This window comes from Paraburkholderia sp. (assembly GCF_047605525.1).
GTDB lineage: Bacteria > Pseudomonadota > Gammaproteobacteria > Burkholderiales > Burkholderiaceae > Paraburkholderia.
The window spans coordinates 92034-107353 of sequence record NZ_JASGFN010000023.1; the positions used below are offsets into that span (position 1 = coordinate 92034).

General features: G+C 66.0%; 14 protein-coding genes. 6 read left to right on the plus strand and 8 right to left on the minus strand.

Annotation, left to right across the window (positions count from 1 at the left end; all coding sequences use genetic code 11):
- The first annotated feature begins 173 nt into the window (after nucleotides 1-173).
- Nucleotides 174-1541, plus strand: a complete 1368-nt coding sequence (ltrA, locus tag QM685_RS28105) for a group II intron reverse transcriptase/maturase (protein WP_415121597.1) — start codon at nucleotides 174-176, stop codon at nucleotides 1539-1541.
- Between the two features lie 129 nt (nucleotides 1542-1670).
- Here ltrA and QM685_RS28110 read toward each other — a convergent pair whose 3' ends face one another.
- Nucleotides 1671-2471: a hypothetical protein gene (locus QM685_RS28110; protein ID WP_415121598.1), complete on the minus strand. Its 801-nt coding sequence runs from the start codon at nucleotides 2469-2471 to the stop codon at nucleotides 1671-1673.
- A gap of 221 nt (nucleotides 2472-2692) precedes the next feature.
- Between QM685_RS28110 and QM685_RS28115 the strand changes: the two genes are divergently transcribed.
- Nucleotides 2693-4351, plus strand: coding sequence for a methyl-accepting chemotaxis protein (locus QM685_RS28115; RefSeq protein ID WP_415121600.1), 1659 nt, complete (start codon nucleotides 2693-2695; stop codon nucleotides 4349-4351).
- A gap of 90 nt (nucleotides 4352-4441) precedes the next feature.
- Here the strand turns inward: QM685_RS28115 and QM685_RS28120 are convergent, their stop codons facing one another.
- The 7 genes from QM685_RS28120 to QM685_RS28150 all read right to left on the minus strand — a co-directional run bounded on the left by QM685_RS28120 (nucleotide 4442) and on the right by QM685_RS28150 (nucleotide 11276).
- Nucleotides 4442-5248: a c-type cytochrome gene (locus QM685_RS28120; protein ID WP_415121602.1), complete on the minus strand. Its 807-nt coding sequence runs from the start codon at nucleotides 5246-5248 to the stop codon at nucleotides 4442-4444.
- Complete coding sequence (locus QM685_RS28125; protein WP_415121604.1) at nucleotides 5245-6870, minus strand: b(o/a)3-type cytochrome-c oxidase subunit 1; 1626 nt, start codon at nucleotides 6868-6870, stop codon at nucleotides 5245-5247. Before QM685_RS28125 ends, QM685_RS28120 begins: the two co-directional genes overlap by 4 nt.
- On the minus strand, nucleotides 6857-7429 hold the full coding sequence (locus QM685_RS28130) for a cytochrome C oxidase subunit II (RefSeq protein WP_415121606.1): 573 nt from the start codon (nucleotides 7427-7429) through the stop codon (nucleotides 6857-6859). The genes QM685_RS28125 and QM685_RS28130 overlap by 14 nt, the downstream gene beginning before the upstream one ends.
- Nucleotides 7430-7431: 2 nt before the next feature.
- On the minus strand, nucleotides 7432-7608 hold the full coding sequence (locus tag QM685_RS28135; protein ID WP_415121608.1) for a hypothetical protein: 177 nt from the start codon (nucleotides 7606-7608) through the stop codon (nucleotides 7432-7434).
- 42 nt (nucleotides 7609-7650) lie between these two features.
- A complete protein-coding gene (locus QM685_RS28140) occupies nucleotides 7651-9129 on the minus strand; it encodes a c-type cytochrome (RefSeq protein ID WP_415121610.1) in 1479 nt (492 codons plus the stop codon).
- Entirely contained in the window at nucleotides 9126-9863 is a 738-nt protein-coding gene (locus QM685_RS28145) for a c-type cytochrome (RefSeq protein ID WP_415121612.1), read from the minus strand. The genes QM685_RS28140 and QM685_RS28145 overlap by 4 nt, the downstream gene beginning before the upstream one ends.
- Nucleotides 9864-10394: 531 nt before the next feature.
- Nucleotides 10395-11276 (minus strand): LysR family transcriptional regulator, encoded by an 882-nt coding sequence (locus tag QM685_RS28150; protein ID WP_415121614.1) that lies wholly within the window; start codon nucleotides 11274-11276, stop codon nucleotides 10395-10397.
- Nucleotides 11277-11371: 95 nt separating this feature from the next.
- Here QM685_RS28150 and QM685_RS28155 point away from each other — a divergent pair, with 95 nt between their 5' ends.
- The 4 genes from QM685_RS28155 to QM685_RS28170 all read left to right on the plus strand — a co-directional run bounded on the left by QM685_RS28155 (nucleotide 11372) and on the right by QM685_RS28170 (nucleotide 15252).
- Nucleotides 11372-12715 carry an MFS transporter gene (locus tag QM685_RS28155; RefSeq protein WP_415121616.1) on the plus strand — a complete coding sequence of 448 codons (1344 nt, stop codon included), beginning with the start codon at nucleotides 11372-11374 and terminating at the stop codon, nucleotides 12713-12715.
- 231 nt (nucleotides 12716-12946) lie between these two features.
- Nucleotides 12947-13627, plus strand: coding sequence for a response regulator (locus QM685_RS28160; RefSeq protein WP_415121618.1), 681 nt, complete (start codon nucleotides 12947-12949; stop codon nucleotides 13625-13627).
- Between the two features lie 108 nt (nucleotides 13628-13735).
- On the plus strand, nucleotides 13736-14443 hold the full coding sequence (locus QM685_RS28165) for a response regulator (RefSeq protein WP_415121620.1): 708 nt from the start codon (nucleotides 13736-13738) through the stop codon (nucleotides 14441-14443).
- A 164-nt stretch (nucleotides 14444-14607) separates the two neighbouring features.
- Nucleotides 14608-15252 (plus strand): response regulator, encoded by a 645-nt coding sequence (locus QM685_RS28170; protein ID WP_415121622.1) that lies wholly within the window; start codon nucleotides 14608-14610, stop codon nucleotides 15250-15252.
- The last annotated feature ends 68 nt before the right edge of the window (nucleotides 15253-15320 follow it).

Below are 15320 nucleotides of genomic sequence, written 5' to 3' on the forward strand. Positions count from 1 at the left end.
CGGTTGTGCGATGAAGGAGTGCGTTCTTACCTGGGGAGGCCTCGCCTCACGCCTGAAAGGGCGACGGCGTCGAGCCGGAGCGAGGAGTCAGCAGAGGCCGTAGTAGTCACAGGACAGGTTGATGAGACCGAAGCTGGTGACGAAGGGCCAAACGGGAAGGAGTGTCCAGCGTCATGTCGATGCGGCAGGCAATGCGTCAGATGCCCGTGCAAACGGGGCAAGTGGGAGGCACACGCGGTGAAGCTGCGTCTATGCCCGTGAGCGACGAAGCCGGTTGCCCGCGCCATGAATCCGGGGGCACAGGGTCATCGCTGCTGCAGGCAGCGCTGACGAGGGGGAACCTGAAGCAGGCGTTCAAACGGGTACGGGCCAACAAGGGAGCCGCTGGCGTGGACGGTCTGGACATTGACCAGACGTCGCGCCATCTGGTGACGGCGTGGCCGGCGATCCGTGAACAGTTGCTGAAGGGGACGTACCGGCCCAGTCCGGTACGGCGGGTGACGATCCCGAAACCGGATGGAGGCGAGCGCGAGCTCGGCATCCCGACGGTGACGGACCGGCTGATCCAGCAGGCGCTGCTGCAGGTGCTGCAACCGGTTCTGGACCCTACCTTCAGCGAGCACAGCTACGGCTTCCGACCGGGACGGCGTGCACACGATGCGGTGTTGGCCGCGCAGTCGTACGTGCAGTCGGGCCGGCGAATCGTGGTGGACGTTGATCTGGAGAAGTTCTTCGACCGGGTCCACCACGACATCCTGATCGACCGTTTACAGAAACGTATCGGGGACGCCGGGGTGATCCGGCTGATCCGGGCGTATCTGAACAGCGGCATCATGGATGGCGGCGTGGTTCAGCAGCGCGAACAGGGCACGCCGCAAGGCGGGCCGCTATCGCCGTTGCTGGCCAACGTGCTGCTCGATGAGGTGGACAAGGAACTGGAACGGCGCGGCCACTGCTTCGTGCGTTATGCCGACGATGCGAATGTTTATGTTCGCAGCCGCCGTGCAGGCGAGCGGGTGATGGCGCTGCTGCGTCGTCTGTATAGGCGACTGCGGTTGAAGGTCAACGAGACCAAAAGCGCGGTGGCCAGTGTGTTCGGTCGCAAGTTTCTGGGCTACAGCCTGTGGGTAGCGTCCGGCGGTATCGTTAAGCGCAAGGTGGCGGCCAAACCGCTGCAGGCGTTCAAACGCCGCATTCGTGAACTGACCGGCCGTAACGGCGGGCGCAGCATGAAGGACGTGGTGGAACGGATACGGCCCTATGTGCTGGGCTGGAAGGCGTACTTCCGATTGGCGCAGACGCCACGAGTCTGGCTGGATCTGGATAAGTGGATGCGTCACCGGTTGCGAGTCATCCAGCTTAAACAATGGCGCCGCGGTCCGACCATCTACCGGGAACTGCGTGCGCTGGGAGCACCGCCCGCTGTGGCGCAACAGGTGGCAGCGAACAGCCGTCGCTGGTGGCGTAATAGTGGCCAGCTCCTGAATAGCGTGCTGACTCTCGCATACTTCGACCGGCTGGGTGTTCCCCGCCTCTCATAACCCCAACTTCCCGAACCGCCCGGTGCGGACCCGCATGCCGGGTGGTGTGGCAGGGGTACGGCCTCATGGCCGTCCCCTATGCCGATTCAGCCATATTCCCACCACACCCTTCCCGCATCCCTCACCGGTTCACCGCCGCAAATGCTCCAACGTATCCCTCAGTGGCCCACTCGAAATCACAATCGGCCCGGTAAACGGCGTATCCAGATCGACGATCACATAAATCGCCGAAGCAATCGACACCGCCCCGAGCGTAATCGTCACCAGCGCCAACGCATTGCGCGGCGCGATCAACCCGAAGCTCAGAAAGATCACGCCTAGCCAGAACGTCAGCGTCTTGAAGAACGGCTGTGAAATCGAACTGTGCGCTTCCTCGATGAGTTTCCAGCGCGCATCGACGACGCGCCGGTATTGCGTCAGCGCGTCATCGAGCGCGCGTTGCTGCAGCGAGTCGTGCGTGCGCAGTTGTCGCAACTGCTGGCCCACCGAGGTCAGCATGTCGCCGAGCCGCACGTTTTCGAGTTTCTCCGGCGTGTCGGGCGGTCCGAGGTCGCGCGGATAGTCGCCGCCCGGCGCCGCTTCGCGCGGCCACGTCGACGCGATCGCCGCGGCCGTGTACTGACGCAGCAGACGCCGCGATTCGTCGGCGCTGCCGCCGAGTTCGCGCAACGTCGTGTCGAATTCGATCAGCTCGGCCGCATAGGTGCGCAGATCGTTCGACGCGGTATCGAAGCTCGATTTCGCCGATGCCGTCATCAGGCCGAGCACCAGCGCGGCGAACGTCACTAGCATGCCGATCACGAGCTGAATCAGTTGCACGGTCTCGTGCGCCTTGTGTTCCTCGGGCAGAAGCGGCCGCACGCCGACGCCGACACCGGTTGCGATCAGCAACAGCACGAACACGAGTATGGCCGACCCGACTTCCGACATGGGAACGCTCCAGAGAGGAAACGTGCTTCGACACTTTATTGATTTAGCGCAAGCGGCGTAGGCGATCAACCATAAAGTTTTCGGTCGCCGCGCCGTTCTCCGTCAATGTGGTGTTTGCTTAAATTTCAATCAAGTTGCGGACCTGGCCGAGCAGGCATGGGGCGCAGCACGCCCGGCCGCGACGAAAGCAGCGGCCGGGCAGCCCGAGGGAGACCAGTCCGATGTTGAAAAACCTGTCGATTCGCAACAGCCTTAGCCTGATGATCGTGAGCTTCGCGATCGTGCTGCTGCTCGGCGCCGCCGCGGGGCTGCTGTCGCTGCGCGCGGCCAATCAGTCGCTGCAGCAGATGTACACGGTCGATACCCCCGCCGTCGCCGATCTCGAAGGCAGCGCGGGCCAGTTGCTGCGTCTGCGTCTCGCGCTCGCGACGTATGCGTCGCTCGTCGCCCTTGACGATCAGGACGGCGCGAACGCGGTGCTCAAGCGCTTCGACCAGTATCGCAAGGCATCCGACGAACGGCTTGCCCACTATTTGAGCCGCGCGAGCGGGGCCGCCGACGAACAGCGTCTGATCGCTGACATGCAGCAGCAGCGCGACACGTTCCTGCGCGAAGGCGTCGACCCGGCGCTGGCCGCGCTCAAGTCGGGCGACACCCACGCGTTTAACGAAGTGCAGGCGCACAAGCTGCCGTCGCTGTACAGCGCATATGAGAAAGCGATGCTCGCGCTCGAAAAGCTGCAGCTCGATCACGGCGCGCAACGCTATCAGGACGCGCAGGATCTGTTCTACGTGATCTGCGTGACGGTGGCGGTCGGCATGGTGCTGTCGCTGCTCGGCGGCTGGCTGTGCCGCGCGGTGCTCGTGCGCGCGATCGTCACTCCGGTCGACGCGACGATCGCGCAGTTCCAGCGCATTGCCAACGGCGACCTGACCGGCCGCATCGACATGACCGGCGACAACGAAATGGGCCGGCTCGCGGCGGCGCTGCGCAAGATGCAGGAGTCGCTGATCGCGACCGTGAACGCGGTGCGTCAAGGCACCGAATCGATCGATACCGGCGTGAGCGAGATCGCGGCGGGCAACACCGATCTGTCGCAGCGCACCGAGGAGCAGGCCGCGTCGCTGGAGGAAACCGCGGCGAGCATCGAGCAGTTGACCTCGACGGTCAAGCAGACCGCGGACAACGCGAAGCAGGCGAGTTCGCTCGCGCAGGGCGCCTCGACGCTGGCCGCGCAGGGCGGCGAGCTGACCGGACAGGTGGTCGGCACGATGCACGGCATCGTCGACGATTCGCGGCGGATTGCCGATATCGTCGGCGTGATCGAGGGGATCGCCTTCCAGACCAATATCCTTGCGTTGAACGCCGCGGTCGAGGCGGCGCGCGCGGGCGAGCAGGGGCGCGGCTTCGCGGTGGTCGCGAGCGAAGTGCGCTCGCTCGCGCAGCGCAGCGCGGCGGCGGCGAGAGAGATCAAGGGCTTGATCGACGCGTCGACCGCGCGTGTCGAGGAGGGCTCGCATCTCGTCGAGCGCTCGGGTACGACGATGACCGAAATCGTCGACGCGATCGCGCGCGTGAGTTCGATCATGGGCGAGATCGCCGCGGCCGCGCTCGAGCAGAGCACCGGCATCGATCAGGTCAATCTCGCGGTCGCGCAGATGGACGAGGTGACGCAGCAGAATGCGGCGCTCGTCGAGCAGGCGGCCGCGGCGGCGAGTTCGCTGGAAGAGCAGGCGCGGCGGTTGTCGGCGGCGGTGGCGGTGTTTCAGACGGGCCGCGGGTCGCGGGCCGCGGTTGCTTCGGCGTCTTCGGCGGCCGGCAGGAAGATGGCCGGTGTTACCGCCGGGGCGAAGCGGGAGAGCGAGTTCGCCGCGGCGTAACGCGAGCCGTTCGTTGGCGCGGCCGCGCGCATCCGTTCCTTGCGACGCGGCGCGTCGTCGCCGCGCCGCGCCGTCCCGCTCGACGGCTCGCTACTGCATGGCCGCGTAATACTTCGCCAGACTATCGATTTCCTCCGGCGTCATCTGCCGCGCGACGTTGCGCATCTGTTCATTGATGTCGTTATGCCGCTCGCCGGAAGCGAACGCGCGCAACTGCGCCGCGAGATACTGCGACGATTGCCCGCCGAGCCACGGCGCCGCGCCCTTGCGATCGAGCTCGCCGTGGCAGGCCGCGCACGGCGCGATATTGCGCTGCGGATCGCCCTGCATCGCGAGCCTGACCGCGGTCGCGTCCGGTCCCACGCCGGCCGGCGTTTTCTCCGCGGCGGGCGCGCGCGCGAGCGACGCGTAGTAGGCCGCCAGATCGTGCAGATCCTGATCGCTGCGCGCCGCGATGATCGCCTGCATCACCGCGCTTTCCCGCTGACCGCTCTGGTAGTCGCGCAGTTCCTTGTAGACCGCGTCCGTGTATTGACCGGCGAGCGCGGGCGCCGTGACCTGCACGGTGCCGAGCACGCCGTGGCACATCGAGCAGTGCTGCGTGGCGATCGTCGCGCCGCGGCCGATCGCATCCGCGGCTGGATGAACCCGGCCCGAAGGCGGCAGCACGACCACCTCGCTCGGCACGTGGCTCACGCTGCTGCCGCTGTACCAGCTCGACGGCACGCCCGCCGCGCCGCAGATCCGCGCCCACAGGCTACGGTCGCCGAACGCGCTGCTCGCCGACGGCAGCCAGATGAAGCCGATCAGTATCGCGACGATCGCAATCCCGAGCGTGCCGCCGACGCTCCAGACGAACCACGGGTTGCGCAACGTGAAGAGGCGTTCGTCGTTCATCGCGGCGCTCCGATCACGACCGCCGGCACGGAAGTCTGCGGCAGTCTGAGCAACTGCACGATCGGCACGCTGTAGTTGACGACCGTGAGCCCGATCATCAGCGCGACCCACAGGCCGAAGCTGTTGAGCGCGACCGGCACGCGCTCGACCGGATGCGCGGCGCTCGCGAAGCGGAACGTCTGCGGCTGCGCGAGCGGCCCGAATTGCGACTTCGCGAGGATGTAGATGAACAGCAGCCCGGACACGAGCAGGATCAGGCCGCCCACCGCCGACACGCCGACCCAGAACGCCTGCCCCTGCATGCCCGACATCGCGTAGTCGTAGTAAGCCATGCGGCGCGGCGCGCCGAGCAGGCCGACGTAATGCCACGGCAGCGTCACGACCATCATGCCGATGAACCACAGCCACAGTTGCGTGCGCACCAGTTTCGCCGACACGATCGCGCGGCCGGTCAGTTGCGGCCACAGCTCGTACGCGATCGCGAAGTACATGATGACGATCGCGCCGCCGAAAATCAGGTGAAAGTGCCCGGTCACCCACTGCGTGTTGTGCACGGTCGAATTCAACTGATAGCTCATGTTGATGAGCCCGCCCGCGCCGCCGAAGCCGAGCATCACGAACGAGAACGCGACCACCAGCATCATCGGGTTGCGCCACGGCAGGGCGGTGAGCCAGCCGAACGCGCCCTTGCCGCCGCGCAATCTGCCGGCGATTTCCACCGAGGCGCAGATCGTGAACACGGTCAGCAGCGTCGGCACCGACACCATGCCGGTGAACACCGCATGCAGGAACTTGAAGCCGGAGCCGACCTGCGGATCGGCGAACAGATGGTGGATGCCGATCGGCATCGCGAACACGAGGAACAGGATGAACGACACGCGCGCCATCGAATCGCTGTAGAGCCGTCCGCCGATCGCGCGCGGCACCAGCGTGTAGTACGCGATGTAGGCCGGGATCAGCCAGAAGTAAACGATCGCGTGCAGCGTCCACGAAAACAGGATGCGCGCGAGGCCGGCATCGATCGTGCGCGTGAGGCCGAGCGCGACCGGCAGGATCTGGAACAGGATTTCGAGCGCCGCGCCGACCGCGGTCCACGCCCACAGGTACGCGCCCGCGACGTTCGCGAACATCGCGAGCGGCACCGGCTTGCCGGGGTTCGCGCGCTTCCAGATGCGCAGGTTCACGTGCATCAGCGCCACCCAGATCCACGAGCCGACCACCACCAGCACGACGCCGAGGTAATAGAACGGGCTGCCGATCATAGGCGGATAGAACGTATAGAGCACCGAGGCCTTGCCGAGCGCGACCGGCACCATCGCCATCACCGCGCCGACCAGCAGCATGTAGAACGCGGCCCACGCCCATTTGAGACCGACGAGGCGCTGCGCGAGCGCGAGCTCGACGATCGCGTAGCCGAAGCCCATCGCGACCAGCGTGGGCAGCACGTAGGCCATCACCGTGCCGTGCGCGGTCACCGAACGGTAGTACAGCTCGGGGTCGCCGACCCACGGCGCGAGCGGACTGCGCACCAGCATCTGCCAGGCGCCGAGGCATAGCGCGATCGCGAACGTGATGAAGGCGAGCCAGAAATGCGCGAGAACGAGTCGCTTAGCGTGAAACACAGCTCAGCCTCCGTGTTTGTCGGGCCTGTTCGAAGAAGGCGGCTTTGTCGATCACCTTCACGTGCGCCCACATCGTCTGATGGCCGAAGCCGCAGAATTCGTGGCACGGCATCGTGTGATCGGCGGGATGGTCGAACTGCGTGTTCAGCGTCGCGACGTAGCCGGGCACGACCATCGTGTTGATGTTGGTGTCGGTGACGAGCAGACCGTGCACGACGTCGGCGCTGGTGGTGCGGATCGTGATCGGCGTATCGGCGGGCACGAGCAGGCACTGCGGCGTGAACGAATACTGCTGCGCGACGAAGCGCACGATCACCGAGCCGTCCGGCTGCACCGCGCTGCCGAGATTGTCCTCGGCGAATTCGCCGGATAGCTGCAGGCGCGCGGGATCGATCGTCTCGACGCGCGACGGCGGCATCATCGCCCAATGCACGCCGGAGAACACGATCACGGCGAGCATCAGCACGATCAGCGCGACGGCGAAGACCGCCCAGCGCCGCTCGGCGCGCAACGCGACCGCGTGGCCGCTATCCGGTTGATGATTCGAATCGGTCGACATGGTTAATGAATGATCCCGCGCGGCAGAAACGCGAAAAAGTAGAAGCCGAACCAGATCGCCATCACGATCAGCACGGCGACGCCGGCGACGGCGATCGCGCCGCCCGGGCCGGCCGCGACGACACGCTCCACTTCGTCGTCGGTCGGCGGGGCTGTGCTATGCGGGTCGTTTGCTTCCATCTCGATGGCTCTCTCTCCTGTGCGGCGCGTCGGCACGGCACCTCAGTGCAGCGGCGCCTTGCGCAGCTCGTTGACCTCGCGGGCCGTCACCGGCAGGCCATGATTGCCCCACGCGGTGCGGATGAACGTGACGACGGCGGCCGCCTCGGCATCGTTCAGCTCCTGGCCGAACGGCGGCATGCCGAACGGCTGCGGATTGCGCTTCGTGCCCGGCGGGAAACCGCCGTTCAGCACGATCCGGATCGGATTGACGGCCGAGTCCATTTCGATCGACTGATTGCCCGCGAGCGGCGGATAGTGCGGCAACTGGCCCTCGCCGTTCGCGCCGTGGCAGATTGCGCATTTGTCCGCGTAGATCTGCTTGCCGAGCGCGAACACCTGCGGGTCGGGCGTCGCGCTCGGGCCGGTCTTGCGGCCCTGGTTGTCGGGCAGCGATTTCAGATAGACAGCCATCGCGCGGACGTCTTCGTCGCTCAGGTGCTGCAGGCTGTGATAGGTGACTTCGGCCATCGGACCGTAGACGGCGCCGCGATCGGAGATGCCGGCCTGCAAGAGATCGACGATGTCCTTGATGCTCCAGTCGCCGAGGCCGCCGTCCTTGTCCGAGGTCAGCGACGGCGCGTACCAGTTCTGCACCGGAATCAGCCCGCCCGCGAACTGCTCGCGCGGCGACGAGCCGCCCAGCATGTTGATGCGCGTGTGGCACATCGTGCAGTGGCCGAGCCCTTCGACCAGATACGCGCCGCGATTCCATTCGACCGACCTGGTCGGATCGGGCTTGAACTCGCCCTCGCGGAAATACAGCGTGCGCCAGCCGTACAGCAGGTCGCGCTGGTTGAACGGGAAGCGCAGCGTGTGCTTGCGGTTCGGCTGACGCACCGGCTCGACGGTGCGCAGGAACGCGAAGATCGCGTCCGAGTCCTCGCGCGTGACCTTCGTGTACTGGGCGATCGGCATCGCCGGATAGATCGGCGAGCCGTCCGGCTTGCGGCCGGTGCGCATCATCTTGAAGAACGCTTCCTCGCTCCACGTGCCGATGCCGTACTGCGGGTCCGGCGTGATGTTCGGCGAATAGAGCGTGCCGAACGGCGTTTCCATCGCGAGGCCGCCGGCGAACAGCTTGCCGCGCGGCGCGGTATGGCAGGCGATGCAGTCGCCGGCGCGCGCGAGGTATTCGCCGCGCTTGACGATGTCGGAGCGGGTGTCGGCGCCTGGGGATGCGGTGGCTTGCGCGGCGGGCGGCGTGGCGGAGGCGGCGTGCGCGGTTGCGATCAGCGGTGCGTGCATCAGTTGCGCAAGCACGATGCCGCCGATCGCGGCGAGACCGGCTGCTCGCGAAGAAGCAGTGCGATGCGCGACGGCGCGCAGGGACAGCGCCCATCCGCAAAGCAGCGGCACAACGCGCGAGCGCAAGCCCGGTGCGGCAGCGCGCCTGACCAGGCGCAACAGCGGGCGTGGACGGCGCGTCAGGCTCGCTTTCGGCGAGCGCGGCAAAACCGGCGAGCAGAATGTCGGCTTCATTGCGGTTGGCTCCCGCAAGCGAGAGGCAGCCGCTGCGCGGATGCCGGTGCGGGCCGTGGATCGGCGGGGCGCGGCTGGCGCGCGAGCCAGTTCGATACCGCGGCGATGTCGTTGTCGTTCAGCTTGAGCGCGATCGTGTGCATGCAGTCCGGCTCGAGCGCGTGACGGGTGCCCGAGCGCCATGTGCCCATCTGTCCGGCGATATAGCTCGCATGCAGCCCGAGCAGCCCCGGAATGCCCGGCTGCACGCCGGTCATGCGCGCGCCGTGGCAGGCGACGCACGCCGGTATGCCGCGCGCCGGGTCGCCGTGCATCACGAGCCGTTCGCCGGTGGCGAGCAGGCTCGGCGGCAGGTCGGCATGATCGGATTCGGGATACGGCGGCTGCAGGTCGGCGAAATACCGGCTGATCTGGCGCAGGTAGTCGTCGGGCAGGAAGGCGAGCAGATAGCCCATCGGCGGATAGGTGCGGCCGCCGTCGCGAAATGCGGTGAGCTGGTTGAACAGATATTCGGCCGGCTTGCCGGCGATACGCGGAAAGTAGTCGTTGTTGCGGCCCTGGCCTTGCACGCCGTGACACGACGTGCAGGCTCGCACGCGTTCGTCCATTGCCGACGGCATTGCGCCGGTCGCGGCGGCGGATGCATCGGTGGCCGCGAACGCCACGCCGCCGCATAGCACGTGAAGCGCGAACAGCACGAACAGAACCGAAGATCCGATCATTCTACGATGCACGCGAGGCCTCGTTGGGGAACGTGCTTCTCTTGATTTATTTTTCATGTCCGCTTACGGATTGCGTTGCAAGTCCATCAAACGACGCATGGCGGGTCTACCTGTTTTCTTTCTTATAACGACTGCATTAACAGAAAATCGGAACGGGCCTGTCCGGGCTGACGAAGTATTGATGCGCTGCGGTAATTCAATTGTCTATTCAAACCATGTTTTGCGACGGCGTGCCGCGCCTGCGGCATGCGCTGGATGCGCCGCTGATGGCGGCTTTCAGGCCGACGGGGAAAGCAGCGGATGACGCGCGAATGCCCGCGGCGATTAGCAGGTTGCAGCAATTTATCGGACGCGTCAATAGAGAATGGCCGACGAAATATTAGCCGGCCGTCATAGAGGCAAACTAAAGCGATTTCCATTTGCGATAACGCAATTTATCGATGGAAACTGCATTGCGTAATGCGTGTATTTTGATTTTTATCAAGGTAATTGACTGTCGTTTCATATAAGCGCGTCATGTTCGCCGCATACCCGTGATGCGCGTTATGCGAAGAGCCGCATCAATGCCGCGCGCGCATTGCTGACGAGTTCGGTTTCGCCGGGCCGGCCGGGCAGCAGATGAAACTCGAGAGCCGGCAGCGCGGGTAAGCCGATGCCGGCGGCGCACGCGACCACGCCGCCGCCGAGCGACGATTCGTTCAGACACGAAATGCCGAGCCCCGCCTTCAACGCGAGTTGCAGCCCTGCCACGCCCGACGCCGAATGCGATACGACGTACGGCACCGCGTGCTCGTCGAGCAGCTTGACGACGAAACGCTGCAACTGGCAGGTCGTCGGCAGCAGCACCAGTTGATACGGTGCGGCGGGTCGCGGCGCGGCATCGGCGGCGCTGGCCCAGAGCAGCTTTTCGCGGCGCACCACGGTGCTGGCCGCACGGGGGCCGCGCCCGTGTGCCTGACCCGTGACGAGCCGCGCCGACAGACCGATGTCGAACGATGCGTGATCGTCCGCGCGGCTGTCGATCACCGTGCTCGGCAGCACGGTCACATGCAGCTTCAGGCGCGGGTGCTGCTCCGAGAACGTCTTCAGGATGCGCGCGATGTCGTGCGGCCGGTAATAGTCGGTGATTGCGATGCGCAACTCGCCGTCGAGCGAGCGGCCTTGCAGGTCGTCGAAGGCCGCTTCGCTCATTGCGATGATGCGGCGCGCATGATCGATCAGGCGCTCGCCCGCGGGCGTCGGACTCACGCCTTGCCGGCCGCGCACGAAGAGCGGCTGACCGGCGCGCTCCTCGAGCTTCTTCAACTGCTCGCTTACCGACGACTGCGACAGGAACACGCGCTCGGCACCCGCCGACACGCTGCCCGATTCGGCGACGGCGACGAAAGTCCGCAATTGCGTCAGGTCAAAACCGCGTTGGCTCATGATTCGGATTTTCCGATTGGATTGATCTGAATTTCCGGCTTTTCCGATGAAAGGCCTAGCCGTAGCATACCCCCGAAATCATCGTGGAGGGTGTGATGGAAAACGGATCTGTGGTGGGCGCGCGTGGCGCGCAGCATCGCTGGAAAGTGCTCGGCGTGGGCTTTGCCGCGAACGCGAGCTTTTCGGCGGCTTTCTCGGGTATCCCGACGACCGCGGTGTTTCTGCGCTCGGGCTATCACCTTGGCAACGACGGGCTCGGCCTCGTGCTCGGCATGCTCGGCCTTGGCATCGCGCTCAGCGAACTGCCGTGGGGGCTGCTGACCGACCGCTGGGGCGATCGCCGCGTGCTGCTGCTCGGATTGCTGTCGACGGCGGCCGCGCTCGCCGGCCTCGCGCTGTTCGTGTCGCCGGGCGGCACGCATGTGCCCGGTGTGACGCTGCTCGCGTCCGGCCTGCTGCTGGTCGGTTTGCTCGGCGGCAGCGTCAACGGATCGAGCGGCCGCGCGGTGATGGCGTGGTTCCGCGAAGGCGAGCGCGGCCTGGCGATGAGCATCCGGCAGACCGCCGTGCCCGCGGGCGGCGGGCTCGGCGCGCTGGTGTTGCCGGTGCTCGCGTCGCGCTTCGGTTTTGCGAGCGCGTATGCGGTGCTGGCGCTCGCATGCGCGACGACCGCGCTGTTTGCGTGGCGCTGGCTGCACGAGCCCGCGCATGGGGACGAAGCGGTGGCCGCGAAAGGAGAGAAGGGCGCGAAGGCTGCGGACGGCGCGCATTCGCCTCGCCGGCACGGTGCGGCTGCCAGCGCGCCGGCAGCGGCCATTTCGCCGTTGCGCGACCCGCGCATCTGGCGCGTCGCGCTCGGCGCGGGCGCGTTGTGCATGCCGCAAATCGCCGTCATCACGTTCGGCACCGTATTCCTGCATGACTTCAGCCGTGCCGGCGTGCTCGCGATCAGCGCGACGATGGCGGCGGTACAGACCGGCGCCGCCATCGCGCGGGTCTGGAGCGGCGCGTGGACCGACCGGCGCGGCAATCGTCGCGCGTATATGCGGGGCTGCAGTCTGCTGACCGCCGTGCTGTTCGCGGCGCTCGCGCTCGCGACGGGGCTCGCCGGCATGCATCACGCGGCGCTTGCGGCACTGTTCGCGGTGCTGATCGTGCTCGGCGGCGTGAGCGCGTCGGCGTGGCACGGCGTCGCGTTCACGGAACTCGCGACGCTCGCCGGCACGAGCCGCGCGGGCACCGCGCTCGCGATGGGCAACACCTGCGTGTTCCTCACGCTGTTCCTGACGCCGCTTGCGATTCCCGCGCTGCTGTCGGTGGGGGCGTGGCCGCTGGTGTGGACGGTGGCGAGCGCGTGCGCATTGATCGCGCTGCCGGTATTGCCGCGCGCGGCGCCGGCGCGCGCGATACGCACGGCTCGCGCCTGCGACGCGGCGTGAGGGGGCGGGTAATCGGAAACTGCCGGCGTGGAAACTGCCGGCGGCGAAGTGCGTGGAGGTGCTTTCGCTGCCTGTCGAAGGTTTGACCAAACCGCGAAGAGCTATCAGTTTTCAAGCGGATTCGGAACGCTCCGATTTTCGCGAAATTGCATGGGTGATTTTATAGCGTTGTCCGGCACGGGATCCGCTGCCGGCAGGCAAGCCAACACTCCTGCAACGGCGAGAAACATCGTGGCGAATCTTCGAATCATTCTGGCTGACGATCATCCTTTCGTTCTGCTCGGTTACAGGTCGATGCTGGCAACGCGCGCGAGCGTCGCCATCGTCGGCGAGGCGCGCATGGCCGCCGAGCTGATCGCGCTATTGCAAAGCACGCGTTGCGACGTGCTCGTCATCGATCTGTCGATGCCCGATCCCGCCGGCATCATCGAAGATGGCGCCAGCCTCGTGCGGCGCATTCGCGGTGACTGGCCGGCGCTGCGCGTCGTCGTCGCGACCGGGCAAACGAACGCCGGGATCCTGCGCGCGCTCGTCGCGGACGACGCGATCAGCGTGTTCGGCAAGGCGGACTCGCTGGGCGAGCTTCAGCAGGCGATCTTCGAAAGCGCGCGCGGCACGCGCTATCTGAGCCGCTCCGTCGTCGCGCTGCTCGCGCGAGCGCGGCGCGACGCGCATCGCGCGGTGCCGCGCCTGTCGGCACGGCAGAGCGAAATCGTGCGCAGGCTGGTGTGGGGCGAGTCGATCGCGGAAATCGCGGCGGCGCTCGGTTGTCATCCACGCACGATCAGCCGGCAAAAACGCGAAGCGATGGCGCGCTTCGGCGTCACCGACAATCCCGGTCTTTTTTCGCGTGTGCGCGCTTGCGGGATGTTTTCTCCCGACGCGGATAGCCAGGACATGGGCGGTGGATGATTCGCTTGCCATTTCGGAGCGTTCTTATGTCCATGGGGTAAGAAATCTTCAACCATTGCGATAGCGGGCATTCCCCCGTATGTAAATGGACCTCAGGAGATGAAAGGCATGAGGAGCGCCAGACAATGCCCCATTGCCGCGGCAGGCACGCCCGTTCGAGCGATCATCGCGGACGACCATCCGCTGGTTCTGCTGGCTATCGAACATCTGATCGGCAGGTATCCGGACCTACGGGTGGTCGGCCGCGCGGCCGATGTCGACGAACTGTTTCTCGCGGTCGACCGCAGTCCATGCGACCTCGTGCTGATGGATCTCTACATGCCGGGCGGCATCGACGGCAGCGGGTTCGACGCGGTCAGACAGTTCAAGGCGCGCTACCCGCACGTCGCGCTCGTGATCCTCACGATGGAAACCGAGGCGGCGACGCTGCGCAAGGTGATGTCGCTCGGTGTCGACGGACTGCTGAGCAAGCGCGACCGGATCGATCTGATTCATGTCGCGGTGGTGATGGCGCTCGCGCGCGAGTGCTATGTCGGGCCGGTGGTGCGGGCGCTGCTGACTGACGTGTCGCTGAGTCGGCGGCTCGATATCGTGCGCGCCACGCTGTCGCGCCGTGAACTCGAGGTATTCACGCAATACGCGTCCGGGCTCGGCGTCACCGAGATCGCCGCGCGTCTCGGGCGCAGCGTGAAGACGATCAGCACGCAGAAATGCATGGCCATGCGCAAGCTCGCGCTCAATAGCGACGCCGAACTGTTCCGGTTCGCGTTGGAACATGGCGTGGTGTCCGACGGCCGGAGTTGGGGCGGCGGCTAGGGCCGCAAGCAAAGCCGTAACCAGGGCCGTCAATGAAGTTCGAGCAGGCGCGCTGAAAAAGCAGTGATGTGCCGCGCGTACGCGCGGCGAGTCGTATCAATATCGGCATGGTCCGGGGGAAGCACGTTGAGTGCTCGGCATGTCGGTCGACAACACAATAAAGAATGGCAAAGAAGATCCACGTCATCGTGGCGGACGATCACGACTGCATTCGCGCGGGCGTCAGACATCTGTTGCGGCAGCGGCCGAATATCGAAATCGTCGGTGAAGCGACCGGCATTCTCGCGCTCGAGAAACTGCTCGATGTCCGCGCGTGCGACGTCCTCGTGTCGGACATCCGCATGCCGGGACTCGACGGCGACGGCAGCGCGGTGCCGCTGTTGCGCCGCTTGTTACGGCGTCAGCCGCATCCGCAGGTCGTGGTGCTCACGATGGTCAGCCGCGCGCCCATGCTGTCCGGCCTGTGCAGCATCGGCGTGGCCGGCATCGTCGACAAACGCGATGCCGCCGCGACCCTGGTCGACGCGATCGAAGCGGCCGCGGCCGGGAGCATTCATCTGTCGGAGCAGGTGCGGGCGGTGCTCGAGGCGGCGCAACTCAAACCGCCATTGTCTGCCGGCGCGATGAGCGCGCGCGAGTGGGAAGTGTTCCAGCTCTATGCGCGCGGTCTCGCGGTGCATGAGATCGCCGTGCGTCTGCGGCGCAGCGGCAAGACCATCAGCACGCAGAAGCGCAGTGCGATGCGCAAGCTCGGCCTGGAAACAGAAGGAGATCTGATCGACTACGCGAGTCAAATCGGACTGATATGACGCAGTCCTATACCTGAAAGTCTCCCGTTCGGATGAAGATGATTCAGAAGGTGCGGTTATCCAGGACT

Excerpts from the sequence above, each read along its gene's own strand:
- ltrA (WP_415121597.1), top strand. The coding sequence starts at position 174 with ATGTCGATGCGGCAGGCAATGCGTCAGATGCCCGTGCAAACGGGGCAA.
- QM685_RS28110 (WP_415121598.1), bottom strand. The coding sequence starts at position 2,471 with ATGTCGGAAGTCGGGTCGGCCATACTCGTGTTCGTGCTGTTGCTGATC.
- QM685_RS28115 (WP_415121600.1), top strand. The coding sequence starts at position 2,693 with ATGTTGAAAAACCTGTCGATTCGCAACAGCCTTAGCCTGATGATCGTG.
- QM685_RS28120 (WP_415121602.1), bottom strand. The coding sequence starts at position 5,248 with ATGAACGACGAACGCCTCTTCACGTTGCGCAACCCGTGGTTCGTCTGG.
- QM685_RS28130 (WP_415121606.1), bottom strand. The coding sequence starts at position 7,429 with ATGTCGACCGATTCGAATCATCAACCGGATAGCGGCCACGCGGTCGCG.
- QM685_RS28135 (WP_415121608.1), bottom strand. The coding sequence starts at position 7,608 with ATGGAAGCAAACGACCCGCATAGCACAGCCCCGCCGACCGACGACGAA.
- QM685_RS28140 (WP_415121610.1), bottom strand. The coding sequence starts at position 9,129 with ATGAAGCCGACATTCTGCTCGCCGGTTTTGCCGCGCTCGCCGAAAGCG.
- QM685_RS28150 (WP_415121614.1), bottom strand. The coding sequence starts at position 11,276 with ATGAGCCAACGCGGTTTTGACCTGACGCAATTGCGGACTTTCGTCGCC.
- QM685_RS28155 (WP_415121616.1), top strand. The coding sequence starts at position 11,372 with ATGGAAAACGGATCTGTGGTGGGCGCGCGTGGCGCGCAGCATCGCTGG.
- QM685_RS28165 (WP_415121620.1), top strand. The coding sequence starts at position 13,736 with ATGAGGAGCGCCAGACAATGCCCCATTGCCGCGGCAGGCACGCCCGTT.
- QM685_RS28170 (WP_415121622.1), top strand. The coding sequence starts at position 14,608 with ATGGCAAAGAAGATCCACGTCATCGTGGCGGACGATCACGACTGCATT.